Below are 18,959 nucleotides of genomic sequence, written 5' to 3'. Positions count from 1 at the left end.
GGCTCGATACCAGAAAGAACTCGTTCTCGCATCAGACGGAGTGACAAAAAAAGATGGATGGCCGACGGGCTGCTGGCGCGTGTGGGACGGCAGCACATGGTACTATTACCTCGGCAACGACAGTATCGCTATGTCGAGTAAGACGGCACCGTCCTCGCCCGGCCCCCGGCCAAGCCACACAACACCGGCAGGTGGGTTTTCACTGATCCGAGTACGCTCGCGATCACTTGGAGGCCGGCCGCCGGCACTACGAAGCCGTGCGTGGAAACGTTCTGGAACGCGTCGCGCGAGTGCGAGCGGATGAACGCGAATTCGAACCTGTACTCACCGCTTGCGGCGACACGGTTCGGGAAGTGAGGCGGTGTCGGAAGTCTGCCCACCGGCTGCGCATGCAAACTCATGCCTTGCAGCAGTTTTTCTTCGAGGACGAAAAGAAGCCAGCCTGAATCGATCAAAGCACAAGGCGCCCGCCGGTTTACGCTGGGCGGGTTTTCCCATTTCTGGAGGACAAAAAAAGAAACTGCCGTGTCGCGTCCCTGTCGGGAACGTGGAGCCGGCAAGTCCCCCGTCTACCATCAGCCACTCGCGGATCGAGATCGATCAACCAGGCGGTGACGTTCACATCCGGGCGATGCTGGAACGTCTCGCCGATCTCGACCGGATGGAATACGGAAGCACGTGCTTCAAGATGCGGATTCCGACGAAGTCGCCCAGGCGTACCGATATGAAGTCGCCCGTGCATTCCGAGACGATGTCGCCCACCTTTCCGATTTGATCCATCAGTAAGCCGCATTGTCCATTCAAATTTATTGCAATGTGCCACGAACCACTGACAAAATTCGCGTCGCTCCCAGTTACATTCCAAGGACTTGTGCCAAACTACGATTTTCGATGATTTCGTCGCCGGGGCGATTGCGGCTCGGTGCGGGTGGGGCGCTACGTGAACGTTCCAATGTGGTCAGTCCGGCCGTACCATCTCGAACATGATCGCCGGTCGATCGCGAGATCATGGCGGAGCTGCCCAAGCTCAGGCTTGGTGAGTTGAGGTTCTGGAAGGAAGTCAACGGCACGAACCGCAGGTCCGGCCGAAGGATGAGCGATGCGATCTTCCTGAGCAAGAAGGCCCCGGGGCCCCCTCAAGCTCGGCGACAAGAAGGAGCTCGACCGGGCGGAATGGCGCAAGCCGCGCGGACTGAAGCTGACCCCAACCTCGCGCTACATTCGCGACAAGCTGTTTCCGAAATAGGCGAGGGGCCTGGCTGTTCGCTATGCGGAGTAGTACAGGCTGTCTAACCAGTTGCGCGCGGGAGCATGCCCCTGGCCGTGATCTCCGCCGAGAGTTCTTCGATCGTCTTGCGCTGCTCCATCGCGGTTCTGCGGATCAGGGCAAAGGCGGCAGGTTCGGCGAGCGCATGCGAATGCATCACCTGGAGAACGGCGGCGAGCACGACGCGACGCGACCGCAGGCGCTGCTCGAGCTTGAGAATCTGCTGCTTCAATTCGCCTGTGCGTTCGTTACGCTCGAATGCCATGACGAGCGCTGCGTAAATGCCGGCCGATCGCAACGGCTTGATGAGGAAGGAAGCCGGATCGAGTTCGAACACCAGCTTCAGGCGGCTTGGCGTCTCGGTGCCGAGCAGGGCGATGACAGGCGATCGCGCGAGGAACGCACGTTGCGCCGGTTGCAGCAGGGGCAGGAACTCGTCGTCGATCAGCGACAGGTCGGGAGCGAAGGTGACGGGCTCCGCAGGCGACCATGCAACCCCCTCGATCCCGAGACGCTCGAACTGGCGTCGCACGATGGTTGCGTCGCGTTCGTCCTTGATGGCGACGAGCGCCTTGCGTCCACGTAGCGAAAATGAAGACGGTCTGCTCATTTTACAACCCGCAAATGCGGCGCGTTCGGCAATGCGCCGCCCGCTGAGGTTTCTTTCGACGGGCTGACGGCAATGTCGAGCTGCGTCAGGTAGGGATCAGGCTTAACAGGCGCGTCGGCTTCCCAGAAGATATCAAACTGTCCTTGCGGATTGGATACGGCAAGCCGCGGTGTAAGGACGCAATGATTGTTGCCGCCGTCGATCCACACGGGTCCTTGCGGCGAATTGTAGCGATAGCCCGCCGCGGCGCGCCGCACCTCGGCAATGTCGGACGTCCCCGCGCGCTGCAACGCGCGGGCCAGCAGATAGACCGCGACATAGGCGGATTGCCCGTCCACGGAAGGACTGCTGTCGTTGCCATAGCGCGCCTTCCAGCGTGCGACGAAGGCGCGGTTCTCCGGCAGGCGGATGCTCTCGAAATAGGCCGACGACGTGATGCATCCGGCCGATGCCGGCCCGACGATTGCCAGCTCCGGCTCGCACAAGCTGCAGCTCAGCATGGGAAGTTCCAGCCCCGCGGCCTTGGTGCCGGCGTGAAATGCGCGGATGAAGGCGTAACTCGAGCTTCCGACCAGCGTATTGAACACGACCGGCGGCTTGCGGCGAACGATCTCGTCGACGATGTGACCGACGGCGCTCTCGCCGAGCTCGAGTAGCCGCTCGGCGAGGATGTGGCCATCCGCCGCGCTGACCAGTTCACGGGTGACGCGATTGGTCTCCCATGTCCACACGTAGTTGGAGCCGACGCAGAAGATCTCTCGCGACAGATTGTCGAGCACGTAGCGGACCAGCGGCAGCACGTTGTGATTGGGCGAGGCGCCGACATAGATCACGTTGTCCGAGCACTCGAAGCCTTCGTAGCGGGCGGGATACCAGAGCAGGCGATCGGTGCGCTCCACGATGGGAAGCACCTGCTTGCGCGAGGCCGAGGTGTAACAGCCGATGATGTGCGCGACGCCGACATTTCGAATGAGGTCGTCACAGACGGTGTGATACTCGGAGACGATGCCGCGAGGATCGCGAACATGAGGCGCGATCGCGAAGTCGAACTCCGTCTGGCTGTTGATCTCGTCGACCGCCATCATCGCGCTCTTGAGGATCTCGCATCCCATGGCCTGATAAGGCCCGGACTGCGAGCAGATGATGCCAACGGGAACAGACGGCTTTGTCATTGACAGCTTTCGATCACGTAACGCGAAGATGAAATCATCATCGCGGATGACTGCGCAAGTGGCTTGCCGTTTTGCTGCGCAGCACTCTCGAAATTTAGGCAGACAGCATCGTTGACAACGCGATAGGCAGTTACTTAGACTTTTCTCCTACAGGGCAACCTGTCGAACCTCGCGTGCGCCGATCTGGCCGATGACGTCCAGTTCCTTGCACTAAGTGCTTCGTTCGATCACGGACCCTAAAGCGACAGATCATAGCCGCGGCATTTGAGCCATTCGTCACCTCATTCGGGGAGGGACGGGTGGCTTTTTTCGTTTGCCGCCGAAGAAGCTGACGATGCGTCCGCGTCGCCAGAACGGTGGCGCATGCGCGAGACGGCGGTGTGTCATGTGAGCGGGAGGGTAAAGAGCGATGGCGGAAACGGATCTCCACTATCTCGGGCTCGTCGATCTTGGGCGAAAGATCCAGGCGAAAGAGCTGTCGCCGGTCGAAGCGACCAAGGCGATGCTCGGGCGGATCGAGAAGCTCGACGGCAAGCTCAAGAGTTTTGCCTATGTGATGGCTGACTCGGCGCTCGCCGATGCCGCCGCGGCCGAAAAGGAGATCGTCTCCGGCAAGATCAGGGGGCCGCTGCACGGTGTGCCTGTGGCGGTGAAGGATCTCTGCTGGGCCAAGGGTGCACCTGCCGCGCATGGCATGACGATCCATGGTGACTTCCGCCCCACCGAGGATGCAACGGTCGTGGCGCGGCTGAAGGACGCCGGCGCGATCATCCTTGGCAAGCTGCAGCAGACCGAAGGCGCCTACGCCGATCATCATCCGAAGATCGACCCACCGAAAAATCCGTGGAATGCGGATCTCTGGCCGGGCGCATCGTCGAGCGGTTCCGGCGTCGCGACGGCAGCAGGCCTCTGCTTCGGCTCGCTCGGCACCGACACCGGCGGCTCGATCCGCTTTCCCTCCGCGGCCAATGGCGTCACCGGCCTCAAGCCGACCTGGGGACGGGTCAGCCGCTACGGCGCCTTCGAACTCGCCGCGACGCTGGACCACATCGGTCCGATGGCGCGAAGTGCGGTCGATTGCGGCGCCATCCTCGGCGTGATCGCGGGGCAGGACCCCATGGATACGACGGCGGTGCCGCTGGCGGTTCCTGATTATCTTGCCGGGCTGACCGGTGATCTGCGCGGCGTGACCATTGGCGTCGACCGGCGCTGGACCAGCGACGGCACCGACGGCGATGCGGTCAAGGTGCTGGCCGAGGGGTTGCGGGTGGCGGCCGATCTCGGTGCTAAGGTCAAGGAAGTTGCCTTTCCCAATCCCAAGGCGATCATCGACGACTGGTTCCCGCTCTGCGGCATCGAAGTCGCGGTCGCGCATGAGGAGACCTATCCGGCACGCAAGGACGAGTACGGCCCGGCGCTGGCGGGCCTGCTCGATCTCGGCCGGCAGCAGTCCGGCATGGACTATCAGAAGATTGTGCTCCGACGCGAAGCGTTTCGCGGCGCCGTGCGTGCGCTGTTCGAGACGGTCGATCTCCTCGCGATCCCGGCCCAGGCGTTCGCCGCGCCGACGCTTGCCAAGATGGCAGCGCTCGGTGAGGACGCCTCGCTGATTGGAGGCCTGCTCCGCTTTACATGCCCGTTCGACATGACGGGGAGTCCGACCGTGACATTGCCCGGCGGCTTCGCGGCGAATGGCGGCCCGGTCGGTTTCCAGTTCGTCGGCCGTCACTTCGAAGAGGCCGGCCTCGTTCGCGCAGGCGATGCGTTCCAGCGCGTCACCGACTGGCACAAGCGTCATCCCGCGATCTGAGCCGAGGAGCCGATCTCATGTCCGAAGACTGGTTGAACACATCCATCTTGGCCAGGCGCGCCGTCGCCAAGGGCGCGACCGGCGCGACCCATAGCCTGACCATCGAGCAGCAGGGGGACTTCCATTACGTCTACGGTCCCTATGCCAAGCCGACCCTGTCGATCGACCCGGGCGGGGTGGTCGTCGTCGAAACCGAAGATGCGTTCGGCGGCGTGCTGACCAAGGAGACCGACAGCCCCACCGCCAAGCTCAACTTCCCCTATCTCAATCCGCAATGCGGGCCGATCGCGGTGAATGGCGCCAAGAAGGGCGATTGCCTCGCGATCTATATCCGCGACGTCGAGACACGGGGCGAGCAGCCGGCCGGCACGACCTGCATCATTCCGGAGTTCGGTGGGCTGGTCGGGACCGGGTCGACGGCGCTGCTCAATCCGCCGTTGCGGGAGCGCGTGAAGAAGCTGCATGTCGACAGGAGCGGCGTGCGCTGGAACGATAAGCTCACGCTGCCCTACGAGCCCTTCATCGGCACCATCGGCGTCTCGCCGGAGATCGAGGCGATCTCGTCGCTGCAGCCGGACTATCACGGCGGCAATATGGACCTGCCCGACGTCGCGCCAGGAGCGATCATCTATTTCCCGGTACATACCGACGGCGGGATGCTCTACGTCGGCGACTGCCACGCGACGCAGGGCGACGGTGAGCTCTCTGGCGTGGCGCTGGAGCAGCGCGCAACTGTCACGTTGCAGGTCGACCTGATCAAGAACTGGAGCTTCGCCTGGCCGCGGCTCGAGACGAAGGACTTCATCATGACGATCGGCAGCGCGCGTCCGCTTGAGGACGCGGCGCGTATCGCCTATCGCGAACTCGTGCGATGGATGGCGGCCGATTACGGCTTCGACGAGATCGACGCCTACATGCTGCTCAGCCAGGCCGGCCGCATGCGCCTCGGCAACATGGTCGACCCCAAATACACGATGGGGGCGTCCATCCTGAAGAATTACCTCAAGCCATGATACCCAGCCACTTTCCATAGAGGGGACATCACGATGAATTCGGGACGCAAATTACGGATGGTTTTGCTCGGCGCCTTGCTCGGCACAGTGGCGTCGATGAGTGTTGGGCGCGCAGCGGAGCCGCCACTGAAGGTCGGCCTGCTCGAGGACGTGTCCGGCGATCTCGCCTTCATGGGCATGCCGAAGCTGCACGGCTCGCAGCTCGCTGTCGAGGAGATCAACAAGAGTGGCGGTATCCTGGGGAGGCAGATCGAACTGATCCACCTTGATCCGCAAGGCGACAACGCGCGCTATCAGGAATTTGGCCGCCGTCTGCTCAATCGCGACAAGGTCGACGTGCTGATCGGCGGCATCACTTCGGCCTCGCGCGAGGCGCTGCGTCCGATCGTCGATCGCACGACGACGCCGTATTTCTACACCAACCAGTACGAGGGCGGTGTCTGCGACGCCAGCATGATCAGCATGGGCGCGGTGCCCGAGCAGCAGTTCTCGACGCTGATCCCCTGGATGGTCGAGAAGTTTGGCAAGAAGGTCTATGTCATCGCCGCCGACTACAACTTCGGTCAGATCTCGGCGGAGTGGAACCGCAAGATCATGAAGGACCTGGGCGGCGAGGTCGTCGGAGAGGAATTCATTCCGCTCGGCGTGTCGCAATTCGCGCAGACCATCCAGAACGTCCAGAAGGCGAAGCCGGATTGGCTACTCACGATCAATGTCGGCGCCGCCCAGGATTCGTTCTTCGAACAGGCGGCCGCGGCCAACCTCAACCTGCCGATGGGCTCGTCGATCAAGGTCATGCTCGGCTTCGAGCACAAGCGGTTCAAGCCGCCGGCGCTCAATAACATGCATGCGACTGCGAACTGGTTTGAGGAGATCGACACGCCCGAGGCCACCGAGTTCAAGAAGCGATGGCACGCGAAATTCCCCGACGAGCTCTACATCAACGACATGGGGTACAACGCCTATAACGCGCTTTACATGTACAAGGCGCTGGTCGAGAAGGCGAAGTCGATCAAGCTCGAGGACATGCGCAAGGTCATCGCCACCGGCGATGCGTGTATCGATGCTCCCGAAGGCAAGGTCTGCATCGATCCCAAGAGCCAGCACACGTCTCACCGCATGCGCCTGATTTCGGTTGGGCCAAAGCATGAGGTGAAGGTCGAGAAGGACTATGGCACGATCCAGCCTTATTGGCTCGGCGAGATCGGCTGCGATCTGACCAAGAAGAACGACAAGGATCAGTACACGCCGAACCATCTTCCCAAGAAGTCGTGATGTTCGGGCACGGATCTTGCTCGTGTTGAGTCTTACGATCCTGAACAAAACCGGCGCCGCAACGACGCGGCGCCGGGAGGGGCGGGGGTGCCAAGATGTCGGCTGAAGTGTTCTCGGTATTCTACCAGTTCGCCGACGTGTTCGCGTTCCTCATTCTCTCGGCCGCGGGTCTCGCCATCGTGTTCGGCATGATGGGCGTGATCAACATGGCGCATGGCGAGTTCATCATGTGCGGCGCCTATGTCACCGTTGGCCTGGTGAATCTCGGCGTGCCGCTCGCAATCGCACAGATCCTGGCCGCGGTCGCCGCGGGTCTCATCGGAGTCCTCGTCGAGTTCCTCGTCGTACGGCGATTCTACAAGCGGCCGCTGGATTCGCTGCTCGCGACCTGGGGCCTCAGCCTTATCGTGACGCAATCGATGCTCCTGATCGTCGGCTCTGCCGTGCGCGGCATCGGAACACCAGAGGGAAGTTTTGCGATCGGCGGCTATACGTTCTCGACCTATCGCCTGGTTCTGTTCGGTTGCGCGGTGGCCGTGCTGGCCGGCCTCTACATCATCTTTATGAAGACGCGGTTCGGCGTGATCGCCCGCGCGACCATGCAGAATGCGGCGATGGCGAAGGCACTCGGCGCGCGCACCGGACGCATCTATGCCATCAGCTTCGGGATCGGCACCGGCCTCGCCGGGCTTTGCGGGGCGCTATACGCGCCCACCATGACGCTGATTCCGACCATGGGGGCGACGTTCGTCGTCGAGAGTTTCGTCACTGTCGTGATCGGCGGAGCCAATGTGCTGCTCGGAACGGCGCCGGCGGCGGTGTTCCTGGCGATGATCCGGATGGCGCTGAACGCGAGTTACGGCCAGATCATAGGGCAGATCGGCATGCTGGTGGCCGTCATCCTGATCATCCGCGTGCTGCCCGAAGGGCTCTCCAGCGTGCTGGTTCGGCGTGGGCGCTAGGAGGAGATGTTGATGTTCAAGCTGCTGGAAGGTCCACAGACCCTTGGACGTGGCAGGATGTTCTGGTCTTGCTTCCTGGTTGGGTTGGGCGCGGCGCTGACCTACCCGCTGTTCGCCGACTCCTACGATGTCGGCAATTTCGCCTACTTCCTGATCTGGATCTTCATGGCACTTGGCCTCTGCCTGATGTGGGGCTATGGCGGGATGCTCTCGTTCGGCCAGACCCTGTTCTTCGGTATTGCCGGTTACGGTTACGGCGTGCTCGCGATCAACATGGGCGGCGGGACCGCGACGATTGCCGCGCTCGTGCTCTCCGTGGTGCTCGCGATGATCGCGGCGGGCATCCTCGGCTACTTCATGATCTGGGGCGGTATCAATGGCATCTTCTTCGGCATCGTTACGCTGTCCGCAACTCTGGTGCTGGCCTTCTTCCTCGGCCAGACGGCTGGACCGGAATGGCATATCGGTCCGGCCCGGCTGAACGGCTTCAACGGCATGAAGGGCATGGACCCGCTGACCGTGGGTGACTTCTACATCGAGGGATCGGCGCTCTACTATGTCATGGTCGCGCTGATCGTGATCGTCTATCTCGCGCTGCGGATGCTGGTGAACTCGGGGATCGGCAACGTCATCGTGGCGACGCGCGAAAATCCGCAGCGTGCGGAAATGCTGGGCTATGACGTCCGCAAATATCAGCTTCTGCCATTCGTGATCGGCAGCGGCCTCGCTGGGCTGAGTGGTGCGCTGTACACATCCTGGGGGCAGTTCATCACACCGTCCAGCATCGGCTTGCCGGCTGCCGCGATGCCGATCGTCTGGGTCGCCTTCTCCGGGCGCAGCGATCTGACGGCGACGTTGGTCGGGTCGTTCCTGCTGCTGTTCGGCTTTCAGACCATCACCGTCTACAGCCAGCAGGCCGCGCTGGTGCTGATGGGGGCGTTGCTGCTCGCCACGGTGATGCTGGCGCCGCAGGGCTTCGTGCTCGGCATCGGCAAGCTCGTTGCGGACTGGTCGCGCGGACGACGTCGCGGTGACGGTGACGTCACCGCGGAGGCCGGTCGCTTGCAATCGGAAGAGTCCTGATCATGGCGCTGGTCGAAGTCAAAGGCGTATCCAAGCGGTTCGGCGGATTGACCGCGGTCTCCGGCGTCGACCTCACGGTCAACGCCGGCGAGGTCCACTGCCTGATCGGTCCCAATGGCGCCGGCAAGAGCACGCTGTTCAAGCTGATCGTGGGTCTCTACCCCCCGACCGAGGGCAGCATCCTGTTCGACACCGTCGACATCACCAAGGAGCGTCCCTATGCGCGCGTGCAGCGGGGCATGAGCATCAAGATGCAAGCCCCGAGCGTGTTCAAGGAATTGCCGGTCCGACAGAACATCCAGACTGCGCTCCAGGAGCGATTGTCCGGCGCGGAACGCATCGCGGAGGAAAATCGCCTGCTGACGCTGCTCAACCTCGCACCGGACAGCGACAAGCTAGCGGGCGCGCTGTCGCATGGCCAGCAGCAATGGCTCGAGATCGGGATGGCGCTGGCGCTCAAGCCGCACCTCCTGCTGCTGGATGAGCCGACGGCCGGCATGTCGCCGGAAGAAACCTACAAGACCGGCGAGCTGATCAAATCGTTCAATGCCGAGGGAATGACGGTGCTCGTCGTCGAGCACGACATGGCCTTCGTACGCCAGGTGGCCCAGCGCGTCACGGTGCTGCATCTCGGCAAGATCTTTGCGCGCGGCGATCTCGAGAGCATCTTGCAGGACGAGAAGGTCGCGGAAATCTATCTCGGCAAGACCCATGCCCACTAAGCCCAATCCCACCGACCGGATGCTGCACGTATCGGAATTATGGGCCGGATATGGTGCGACGCCGATCCTGCAGGGAGTCACCATGTCAGTCGCGCGCGGCGAGATTGTCGGCGTGATCGGCCGCAACGGGGTCGGCAAATCGACCTTGATGCGATGCCTGATCGGCCTGCTGCAGACGTGGCGCGGCACGATCCGCTTCATGGAGCAGGACGTCACGGCGCTGGAAGCCGATGCGCGGGCGCGGGCCGGCTTCGGCTACATCCCGCAAGGGCGAGACGTGTTTCCACAGATGACCGTCGAGGAGAATCTTCGGGTCGGAGAGCTGATCGGCGGCCCCGGGGGCAAGAAGCTGCCGGAGCTCGTCTATGAGTATTTTCCTCGGCTGAAGGAGCGTCGCCGACAGGCCGCGGGCACCATGTCGGGCGGCGAGCAGCAGCAGCTCGCCATCGGCCGGGCGCTGATCGGCAATCCGTCGCTCATGATCCTGGACGAGCCGTCCGAGGGCATCCAGCCGTCGATCGTCCAGCACATCTGCGAGGCGCTGCGGTCGTTCCGCAACGAGCTCGGAACCACCATCATCTTCGTCGAGCAGAACCTCGACACGATCCTGGCGATCGCCGAGCGCTGCTACATCATGGAGAAGGGCAAGATTACGCAGTCGCTGGCAGGCGCCGAGGTCAACGAGGACAACGTCCGCGAACAGCTTCTGCTCTGAACGGCATCATGCGTGTCTTGAAGTCGTCGATAGGGAGGAATGAACATGGATCTGGGACTCAAGGGAGCAAGGGTTCTCGTCACCGGCAGCACCAAGGGCATCGGCAGGGCGATCGCCGACACGTTTGCGGCCGAAGGCGCCAATGTCGGCATCTGCGCGCGCAACCAGACCGACGTCGACAACGCGGTCACCGCGATCAAGGCGAAGGGCGTCGCCGCGTTCGGCAGCTCGGTCGACGTTTCCAACGGCCCGGCGCTCAAGGCCTGGGTGGAGGATATGGCCTCCAGGCTCGGCGGCATCGACGTCGTGGTCGCCAATGTCAGCGCGTTGTCGATCGGGCAGGACGAGGAGAGCTGGGAGAAGGAGTTCTCCACCGACATGATGGGCACTGTGCGGCTGGTCAATGCGGCGATGCCGTATCTGGAGAAGAGCAAGGCCGCCGCGATCGTCACCATCTCCAGCGTGTCGGGCCGCGAGGTCGATTTCGCCAGCGGGCCCTATGGCACGTTCAAAGCCGCGATCATCCATTACACGCAAGGGCTCGCCTTCCAGCTTGCCGGCAAGGGCATCCGCGCCAACTCGGTCTCGCCGGGCAATACTTATTTCGAGGGAGGCGTCTGGAACCAGATCAAGGATGGCAATCCCGAGCTGTACAAGACTGCACTTGCGCTGAACCCGACCGGCCGCATGGGCACGCCGCAGGAAATGGCGAACGGTGCGGTGTTCCTTGCCAGCAAGGCTGCAAGCTTCATCACGGGGACCAACCTCGTGGTCGATGGCGCGCTCACGCGCGGCGTGCAGTTCTAGGGCCGCGAGCGCATCGCGCTTTCTCCCCCCCGCCTGCGGGGGAGGATCGGCGAGAGGGTGTCTCCGCGTCGGGAATCCCCAAGAGGAGAAAGCCCTTATCCGCGCAGCGGCGCAACCTCTCCCGCGAGCGGGCGAGGTGCACCGAGTTTGTCGTTCAGTTGAGAATAGCACCAAGAAGAAGAGCCTCCAATGTCCACCGATCCAATCCACTACAAGCAGATCACCGAACTCTCCGAACTGTTCCGCCGGGGTGAGCTCCTGCCGTCGAAGGTGACGGAGGCCATGCTGAGCCGGATCGAGAAGCTCGACGGCAGGTTTCACGGCTACGCACTCGTCCTCGCCGAGCGCGCCATGGCTCGGGCGAAAGTTTGTGACGCGGAGCTCGCGAAAGGGATCTGGCGCGGGCCGCTACACGGCGTGCCGATCGGGCTGAAGGATCTCTGCTACACCACCTTTGCGACGACGGCGGGGGGCACCACGATCCACGCCAAGTTCGTCCCGTCCTTCAATGCGACGATCGTGGACCGGCTCGAGCATGCCGGCGCGGTTACGCTCGGCAAGCTGAAGATGACCGAGGGTGCCTACACTAGTCACCATCCGGACGATCAGGCCCCGCTCAATCCCTGGAACGTCGACTACTGGGTCGGCTCCTCCTCGAGCGGATCGGGCGTGGCGACCTCGGCGGGGCTCTGCTTCGGCTCGATCGGTAGTGACACCGGCGGCTCGATCCGGTTTCCGTCCGCGACCTGCGGGCTGACCGGCATCAAGCCGACCTGGGGACGCGTCAGCCGTCACGGCATCTTTCCCCTGGCGGACTCGCTCGACCATGTCGGGCCGATGTGTCGAAGCGCAGCCGATGCGGCCGCCATGCTTGGCGTGATCGCGGGAGCGGATGTCAACGACCCGACGGCGCTGCAGGCGCCCGTGCCGAACTATCTCGCCGCGATCGGAGACGGCATTCGAGGCTTACGGATCGGCATGGACCGCAGCTACACCCAGGATGGGATCGATCCGCAGGTGGTCGCCGCGCTGCTGGACGCCGAGCGGACGCTTGCGGCCTTGGGGGCCGACATCCGCGAGGTCAAGTTTCCGGCCTATGAGAAGCTCGTGAGCATGTGGATTCCGATGTGCTCGATTGAGACCGCCGAGGCGCATCTCGAGACCTATCCGTCGCGGAAGTCGGAATACGGCCCCGATCTGGCGCAGCTGATCGAGCAGGGGAGGTCAATGAGCGGCGTCGAGATCGCGCAGATCCATCACGAGCGCCTGAAGTTCTGCGGCAGCCTCTCCGCGTTGTTCCGTGACGTCGACCTGCTGCTCATTCCCACCATGCCCGTGCCGATCCCGACGCTAATCAAGATGGGGGAATACGGCGCAGATCCGAGTGTGCTGCTCAGCATCCTGCGCTTCACCGCGGTGTTCGACTTCTCCGGCAGCCCGACGATCACGCTGCCGAACGGCATAGCATCGGACGGCCTACCGCTGAGCATGCAACTGGTCGGCCCTCATCTGTCCGAGGATGTGCTCGCCCGCTCCGGGCATGCCTTCCAATCGGTGACGGACTGGCACACCCGGCGTGCTCTGATCGATTGAACCTATGTCGACCCGGCTGAGGGGCCGAACCATCGCTTTCCGCATCACTGACGGTATTTTGAATGATACTGTGGCAGTTCAAGAAGTGGCGATTTCCGTCACCTCTGTAAACTATTCGTCGATCGTCTCCGACGGGTAGCGATATCGCCGGTACTTCGAACAGCGCAAATTATCCTGTGAATTCGAGATAGAAATTGCAGCGGATATACCATCGGGATATGTCCGTCAGATGTGGAGATTTGTGCTTGTAGAACAAGGACGAACGTCCTGCTCAACAATCGAGTGGGAGTAGTGTGGTTGTCGGCGGCTGCCGCGCAATTTGGCGTTGTTTGGCGAGAATGTTCGCACTTCCTCTCATATCCGAGCGTCGACCCGAGTTGCGGCTTCCACTAAACCCCGATCGGTGTGTGGATTCCACGTGCTTCCGCGGGCGGAGTAATATGGCGCATTATAGCGTGCAAAACGGCCGGAGCCACGCGAGGCGAAGCCTCCGATTCACATCGGCTCGATGCCAATCTTTTTGATGATCGTCGCCCATTTCGCGGCCTCCAAGGTCATAAAATCCTTCAGACCTTGCGGGTCCATCACCAGCGGCTCGGCCCCTTGTTCGACGAAGAGGGCGCGCACCTTCGGATCGTTCACGGCTTCGACCATGGCTTTGTAGAGCTTGTCGATGACAGTCTTGTCCGTATTCGCCGGAGCGAGCAGCGCTAACCAAGCGGCACTTTCGTAATCCTTCAGGCCGGCCTCGGCTGCGGTCGGCACGTCCGGCAGGGCCGTCATGCGCTTGTCGCTGGCGACCGCGAGCGGACGTGCATCGCCGTTCCGGATCAGGCCGATGACGTTCGGCAGCAGCTGGAAGCCGAGCGGGACCTGACCCGCGATGAAGTCCGGCGTGTATGCGGCGATGTTGCGATAGGGAACGTGCGTGATCTCGGTGCCGGTGAGCTGCTCAAAATAGGCGGCCGCCAGGTGCTGCGACGAGCCGACGCCGACCGTTCCGTAGTTCAGCTCCCGAGGGTGCTCCTTGGCGTATTCGATCAGCTCGCGCAGGGATTTCGGCGGCAGCCTCGAATTGATCACGACGACATTCGGTAGCGCCGCGAACAGGCCGATCGGGGCGAGGTCCTTCAGCGGTTCGTAGCGAAGCTCCTTATAGAGAGACTTGTTCGCAGCCAGTGGGCCGGACGTGCTCATCAGCAACGTATACCCGTCCGCGGCCGCATGCGCCGCGGCCGCCGTGCCGATATTGCCGCCGGCGCCAGGGCGATTGTCCACCACCAAGGCTTGTCCCAATGACGTCGACATGCGGTTGAGAAGGATGCGCGTGATGACGTCGCTGGCGCTGCCGCCGGCGAAGGGCACGAGCACCTGGATTGGACGCGCGGGATAGTGTTGCGCTTGCGCAGGATGCAGTCCGGTGGCGGAGAGAGCCGCGCCTACGCCGAGCGAGAGCAGAGACCTGCGGTCAGGATGAAATCCCTCAACGTGCCGCCTGGTGCCGTCCGTGATCTTGCTGTGACCGAACCTTGCCATCTCGGACCGAATCTCCCGACGTGTCTTGCTCTGCGAACCTTGGGAGCGTCCGTGACAAGAATAGTCCGGGAGGAGCGCAAGGCCGCGATTTTCTGAGCCTGGACCGTAATCAGCGACTTGACGTGACCGTCATGCCGGCTCGTCTCGAAACTTACCAACCCGTCTCATTTTAGGATGAGCGCGACATCTTGTCCGAGCGGCGTTCGGAATTCAGGAAATCGTCTTCCTCCGCGGCCGTCTGCCGCTGGAAGCGGGCTCTACGAACTCTCTCACCACTGCTGCGGCCTGTGCCAGATCGTGGCTGATGACGTCGAGCACAGCTTTGGCCGCGACCGACACCGCGCGCCGCGGATGATGCACCCAGGCGATCGAACGCACGATCCTTTGTTCGTCGAAGCGATGGGCCCGGATGGTCCCGCTCGCAAGCGATTGCCGGAGCGCGATGGTCGGCAAAACCGTAACGAAATCGGTGGTCGCGATGACGTCGCAGAGCGCGGGCAGCGTGTCGAGCTCGAGCCGCGGCCTCAGGTCAATGCCGGCGGCGGCGGCGTGCTCGTCAAGGATGAGTCGCAGGCCGTGACGCTTCGACGGCAGCACCAGATCGAACCTCGCGATGTGGTCGAAGCGCAGCTTGGCTGGCGGCCTGTTCGGGCTGTCCTTCCGGCAGGCAAACACCATCTCCTCGTCCATAATGCGATGCGCGGCGAGAGGCGTTTTCCGGCGCGGCACGTTGATCAGCGCGAAATCGAGCTGACCGGTGTTGACCCATTCGACCAGCGTCTCGGTATAGCCCTCGCAGGCCGACAGCGTGATCTCGGGATAGCGGCTGGCGACGGTCGCCGACGAACTCGCCATGGTGCTCTGCGCCACCGAAGTAATGAGGCCGACCGAGACGCGGCCCGAGATGCGGCCGCCCAGCTGGGCCATCTCCTGCCGCGCATACTCGGCATCGCGCACGATCGGTGCCGTCAGCCGCACCAATGCCTCGCCGGCGCTGGTCAGCGTCATACCCCGGACGCTGCGGTCGAACAGTTTTTGGCCGAGCTCGGCCTCGAGCTTGGCGATCTGCATGCTCAGCGCCGGTTGCACGATGTTGAGCTGGCGCGCGGCGCGGGTGACGTTCTTCTCCTCGGCCAGGCACAGGAAATGTTGCATCTGCCTGAGTTCCACGGACCCGTCCTTCCTTCGCCGGTCTTGCTCCCGCGTCATCATCGCAAATGATGAATGATATAATCAATCATTATTTGTGATGATGGATGAGATTGCCTAGTCTCCCGGCGGACCCGCGTGACGCGGGACCCAGGGAGCGAAACCGCAAATATGCAGGACGCAACGCCCAAGCGGATGATCATCGGCATTTCCGGCGCCTCCGGCGTCACTTATGGCGTGCGTCTGCTGCAGCTGCTGCGCAATGCCGGCGTCGAGACCCATCTGGTGATGTCGAAGACGGCCGAGCTTACCTTTGCCTATGAGACCGATCTGAAGATCGCGGAGGTGAGGGCGCTCGCCAATGTCAACCATGCCATCGACGACATGGCCTCGGCGATTTCGAGCGGCTCGTTCCGTACCGGAGGGATGATCGTCGCGCCGTGCTCGATGCGCTCGATGTCCGAGATCGCCTCGGGCGTCACCACGACCTTGCTCACTCGCGCCGCCGATGTCGTGCTAAAGGAGCGCCGCCGCCTGGTGCTGATGGTGCGCGAGACGCCGCTGCACACCGGCCATCTCAGGACGATGACTTCCCTCTCGGAGATGGGCGCGATCATCGCGCCGCCCGTGCCCGCCTTCTACGCCAAGCCCGAAAACCTCGATGACATGGTCGAGCACACCGTCGGCCGCGTGCTCGACCTGTTCGACATCGATATCGGAATCGTGCGCCGCTGGGGCGAAGACGATGCGCTCAAGCGCCGCTCGCCGTCGCTGCGCAAGATCGCGCCCTGACTTAGAGACCAAGGAAAGACCCGTCATATGCGAATGGAAGATGTTGCGAGGAAAGGCTCGAACGCGCCCGCCGATCTGCGCACCTGGCTCGCTCATCTTGCCGAACGCGGCAAGCTCGCGATTGCCCGCGAGGGCATTGGGCTGGCTGACGAGCTCGCCGCGATCGCCAAGCGGCTGGAGCGCGACAGCGCGGTGCTGTTTCCGCGCCCCGACGGGCACGAGATTCCTGTCGTCGCCAATCTCTTCACCGGGCGCGACTGGGTCGCCGAGTCCATCGGCATCACCGAGGACCAGTTGCTGCCGCGCTTCCTCGCCGCCGCGAGCAATCCACTTCCCATCCATGAGGTCGCGAGCGGTCCGGTGCAGGAGGTCGTGCACGACGAGGTCGATCTGCTGCGCCAGCTTCCGGTGCCCAAGCACAATGAGCGCGACAGTGGTCCCTACATCACGGCCGGCCTGCTGATCGCCCGCAATCCCAAGACCGGCGTGCAGAACGTCTCGATCCACCGCTGCCAGATCTCCGGCAAGAACCGTATTGGCGTGCTGCTGCTGCCGCGGCACACGTTCTCCTACTACCGCTTCGCGGAGGAGCTGGGACAGGCGCTGGAGATCGCGATCGTGATCGGCGCGCATCCAGCGCTGATGCTGGCTTCGCAAGCGATTGCCGCGCTCGACGAGGACGAGATGGCGATTGCGGGCGCGCTGCTCGGCGCGCCCGTGGATGTCGTCAAATGCCGCACCAATTCGGTGCGCGTGCCGGCCCACGCGGAAATCGTGATCGAGGGCCGCATTCTGCAGGGCGTGCGCGAGCCGGAAGGGCCGTTCGGCGAATTCCCTCAATATTACGGTCCGCGTGCCAACCGCGAGGTGATCGAGGTCGATGCCATCACGCATCGCAAGGCGCCGATCTTCCACACCATCGTCGGCGGCGGCTTTGAGCATCTCATCCTCGGCGGCGTGCCGCGCGAGGCAACGCTGCTTCAGCACTTGCGCCGCAGCTTTCCTGGCGTGATCGACGTCCGTCTCACGCGCGGCGGCACCTGCCGCTACCATCTCGCGATCAAAGTGGACAAGACCAATGACGGCGAGCCCAAGAACGTCATGATGTGCGCCTTCGGCGCGCATTACGATATCAAGCAGGTGGTCGTGGTCGACAAGGACGTCGACATCTCCTCGTCCGAGGAGATCGAATGGGCGGTGGCGACGCGCTTCCAGGCTGACCGCGATCTCATGGTCGTGGCTGGCGCGCTCGGCTCGAAACTCGATCCGACCACCGACAACGGCATCAGCGCCAAGATGGGCCTGGATGCGACCGCGCCGGTCAGCGCGCCGGAGCTCGCCTTCAAGCGCATCCGGGTCAAGGGCGAGGAGGAGGTCGATCTGGCCACCGCCTTGCAGGCCGACCCCGGCGTCGCGATCACGCGGCTGCTTGCGGAGGCGGGGACATGAGCGGCTTGATGCCCGACGGCAACTTGCGTCTTTGTGCGCGGTTGGAATATGTAGCCGGTGCTGCTTATAGTGCCGCGCCAACAAGCCAATCATTTTGCGGCGCAATGCCGGGAGGAAGGAACTGATGTCGACGGCCCTGCGCATCGCTCACGGCGCTTTCGGCAGGGTCGCGCTGCTCGACATGGACCGTTCGCTGGTTCGCCACGCCCATCATCACTGCCACGTCCTGCTCAAGGTCGAGGGCGCCGACACCCAGTTCCTGGTCGGCGACCAGGTCACGCCGCTGACGGACACTGCCGCCGTGCTGGTCGACGGCTGGAAGCCGCACGCCTACGTGCACGACGCTAACCGTCCGCGTACGCTCATCATGGCGCTCTATATCGAACCGGAATGGCTGAAGGAGTTCCGTCCCGGCTGGGGCGCGAGCGGCGCGCCGGGCTTTTTCGACCGGGCTTCGGGCGAGGTCTCGCCGCGCATCCGCCAGCTCACGCTGCATCTGGCGGCTGAAATGATGGCGAATCCGGATGCGGTGCGGACCCACGAGCAGACGCTGTCCGACCTCATGATCGCGGTGATCGAGCGCTTCACGCCTTGGCGCAGCTTTCCGATCTCGATCCGCGGCATGAGCGCGGTGAGCTGCGACTGGCGCATCCGCCGCGCGATGGACGCGATGCGGACGCACGATTCCTATGCCAACGTCGACCAGTTCGTGAAGGGCGCCGGCCTGTCGCGGGCGCAATTCTTCCGCCTGTTCGAGACCTCGCTCGGCGTCTCGCCAAAACTCTATCTCAACGTCGTCCGCATGGAGCGCGCGCTCGATGCGGTGATGCGCGAGGAGACGCCGCTCGGCGAGCTCAGCGAGCGTTTTGGCTTTCCGGAGCCGGCGCATTTCACGCGCTTCTTCCGCGATCATGCCGGCGTCAGCCCGCGCGAGTTTCGCAAAGTCTCGCGTCTTGCGGGCTGAGTCTTGCGGCTGATATTGCGCTGCACGCGCTCGAATGAGA

The 18,959-nt window shown here is 63.1% G+C and carries 17 protein-coding genes and 1 pseudogene; 13 read left to right on the top strand and 5 right to left on the bottom strand.

The window, feature by feature from the left end; translation table 11 throughout:
• Nucleotides 1–128: 128 nt before the first annotated feature.
• Nucleotides 129–455, bottom strand: coding sequence for a hypothetical protein (locus IVA93_RS21875; protein WP_247368875.1), 327 nt, complete (start codon nucleotides 453–455; stop codon nucleotides 129–131).
• Nucleotides 456–999: 544 nt separating this feature from the next.
• On the opposite strand from IVA93_RS21875, the pseudogene IVA93_RS21870 reads away from it, so the two are divergent.
• Nucleotides 1,000–1,246: pseudogene (locus IVA93_RS21870) on the top strand (NUDIX hydrolase); the annotation flags it as partial.
• Nucleotides 1,247–1,289: 43 nt separating this feature from the next.
• On the opposite strand, the gene IVA93_RS21865 reads toward IVA93_RS21870, so the two are convergent.
• The gene (locus IVA93_RS21865) at nucleotides 1,290–1,877 is read right to left on the bottom strand and encodes an ANTAR domain-containing response regulator (RefSeq protein WP_247368873.1); all 588 of its coding nucleotides are present in this window, start codon (nucleotides 1,875–1,877) and stop codon (nucleotides 1,290–1,292) included.
• The gene (locus IVA93_RS21860; protein WP_247368870.1) at nucleotides 1,874–3,049 is read right to left on the bottom strand and encodes a transporter substrate-binding domain-containing protein; all 1,176 of its coding nucleotides are present in this window, start codon (nucleotides 3,047–3,049) and stop codon (nucleotides 1,874–1,876) included. Before IVA93_RS21860 ends, IVA93_RS21865 begins: the two co-directional genes overlap by 4 nt.
• A gap of 409 nt (nucleotides 3,050–3,458) precedes the next feature.
• Between IVA93_RS21860 and IVA93_RS21855 the strand changes: the two genes are divergently transcribed.
• The 9 genes from IVA93_RS21855 (at nucleotide 3,459) to IVA93_RS21815 (ending at nucleotide 13,029) form a co-directional block, all read left to right on the top strand.
• A complete protein-coding gene (locus tag IVA93_RS21855; RefSeq protein ID WP_247368868.1) occupies nucleotides 3,459–4,859 on the top strand; it encodes an amidase in 1,401 nt (466 codons plus the stop codon).
• Nucleotides 4,860–4,876: 17 nt separating this feature from the next.
• On the top strand, nucleotides 4,877–5,872 hold the full coding sequence (locus tag IVA93_RS21850) for an acetamidase/formamidase family protein (protein ID WP_247368865.1): 996 nt from the start codon (nucleotides 4,877–4,879) through the stop codon (nucleotides 5,870–5,872).
• A 57-nt stretch (nucleotides 5,873–5,929) separates the two neighbouring features.
• Nucleotides 5,930–7,147 carry an urea ABC transporter substrate-binding protein gene (locus IVA93_RS21845; RefSeq protein ID WP_247368901.1) on the top strand — a complete coding sequence of 406 codons (1,218 nt, stop codon included), beginning with the start codon at nucleotides 5,930–5,932 and terminating at the stop codon, nucleotides 7,145–7,147.
• A gap of 95 nt (nucleotides 7,148–7,242) precedes the next feature.
• The gene (locus IVA93_RS21840; RefSeq protein WP_247368862.1) at nucleotides 7,243–8,109 is read left to right on the top strand and encodes an ABC transporter permease subunit; all 867 of its coding nucleotides are present in this window, start codon (nucleotides 7,243–7,245) and stop codon (nucleotides 8,107–8,109) included.
• Between the two features lie 12 nt (nucleotides 8,110–8,121).
• Complete coding sequence (locus tag IVA93_RS21835; protein ID WP_247789228.1) at nucleotides 8,122–9,192, top strand: branched-chain amino acid ABC transporter permease; 1,071 nt, start codon at nucleotides 8,122–8,124, stop codon at nucleotides 9,190–9,192.
• Nucleotides 9,193–9,194: 2 nt separating this feature from the next.
• On the top strand, nucleotides 9,195–9,914 hold the full coding sequence (locus IVA93_RS21830; RefSeq protein WP_140479068.1) for an ABC transporter ATP-binding protein: 720 nt from the start codon (nucleotides 9,195–9,197) through the stop codon (nucleotides 9,912–9,914).
• A complete protein-coding gene (locus IVA93_RS21825; protein WP_247368858.1) occupies nucleotides 9,904–10,629 on the top strand; it encodes an ABC transporter ATP-binding protein in 726 nt (241 codons plus the stop codon). The genes IVA93_RS21830 and IVA93_RS21825 overlap by 11 nt, the downstream gene beginning before the upstream one ends.
• Before the next feature lie 45 nt (nucleotides 10,630–10,674).
• Complete coding sequence (locus IVA93_RS21820; RefSeq protein WP_247368856.1) at nucleotides 10,675–11,436, top strand: SDR family NAD(P)-dependent oxidoreductase; 762 nt, start codon at nucleotides 10,675–10,677, stop codon at nucleotides 11,434–11,436.
• A gap of 189 nt (nucleotides 11,437–11,625) precedes the next feature.
• Nucleotides 11,626–13,029, top strand: coding sequence for an amidase (locus IVA93_RS21815; protein ID WP_247368854.1), 1,404 nt, complete (start codon nucleotides 11,626–11,628; stop codon nucleotides 13,027–13,029).
• Nucleotides 13,030–13,524: 495 nt separating this feature from the next.
• Here the strand turns inward: IVA93_RS21815 and IVA93_RS21810 are convergent, their stop codons facing one another.
• Together IVA93_RS21810 and IVA93_RS21805 are read right to left on the bottom strand one after the other, a co-directional pair.
• On the bottom strand, nucleotides 13,525–14,565 hold the full coding sequence (locus tag IVA93_RS21810; RefSeq protein WP_247368852.1) for a Bug family tripartite tricarboxylate transporter substrate binding protein: 1,041 nt from the start codon (nucleotides 14,563–14,565) through the stop codon (nucleotides 13,525–13,527).
• 210 nt (nucleotides 14,566–14,775) lie between these two features.
• Entirely contained in the window at nucleotides 14,776–15,720 is a 945-nt protein-coding gene (locus IVA93_RS21805) for a LysR family transcriptional regulator (protein WP_247368898.1), read from the bottom strand.
• Between the two features lie 165 nt (nucleotides 15,721–15,885).
• Here IVA93_RS21805 and IVA93_RS21800 point away from each other — a divergent pair, with 165 nt between their 5' ends.
• The 3 genes from IVA93_RS21800 to IVA93_RS21790 all read left to right on the top strand — a co-directional run bounded on the left by IVA93_RS21800 (nucleotide 15,886) and on the right by IVA93_RS21790 (nucleotide 18,919).
• On the top strand, nucleotides 15,886–16,506 hold the full coding sequence (locus IVA93_RS21800) for a UbiX family flavin prenyltransferase (protein WP_247368850.1): 621 nt from the start codon (nucleotides 15,886–15,888) through the stop codon (nucleotides 16,504–16,506).
• A gap of 27 nt (nucleotides 16,507–16,533) precedes the next feature.
• A complete protein-coding gene (locus IVA93_RS21795; RefSeq protein ID WP_247368848.1) occupies nucleotides 16,534–17,955 on the top strand; it encodes a UbiD family decarboxylase in 1,422 nt (473 codons plus the stop codon).
• Between the two features lie 124 nt (nucleotides 17,956–18,079).
• Complete coding sequence (locus IVA93_RS21790; protein WP_247368846.1) at nucleotides 18,080–18,919, top strand: helix-turn-helix transcriptional regulator; 840 nt, start codon at nucleotides 18,080–18,082, stop codon at nucleotides 18,917–18,919.
• Nucleotides 18,920–18,959 lie beyond the last annotated feature (40 nt).

Source organism: Bradyrhizobium sp. 155 (assembly GCF_023101105.1).
Taxonomy (GTDB): Bacteria; Pseudomonadota; Alphaproteobacteria; order Rhizobiales; family Xanthobacteraceae; genus Bradyrhizobium; species Bradyrhizobium canariense_D.
Note: the sequence above shows the minus strand (reverse complement) of the source record. Positions and strands in the feature narration are given on the sequence as shown.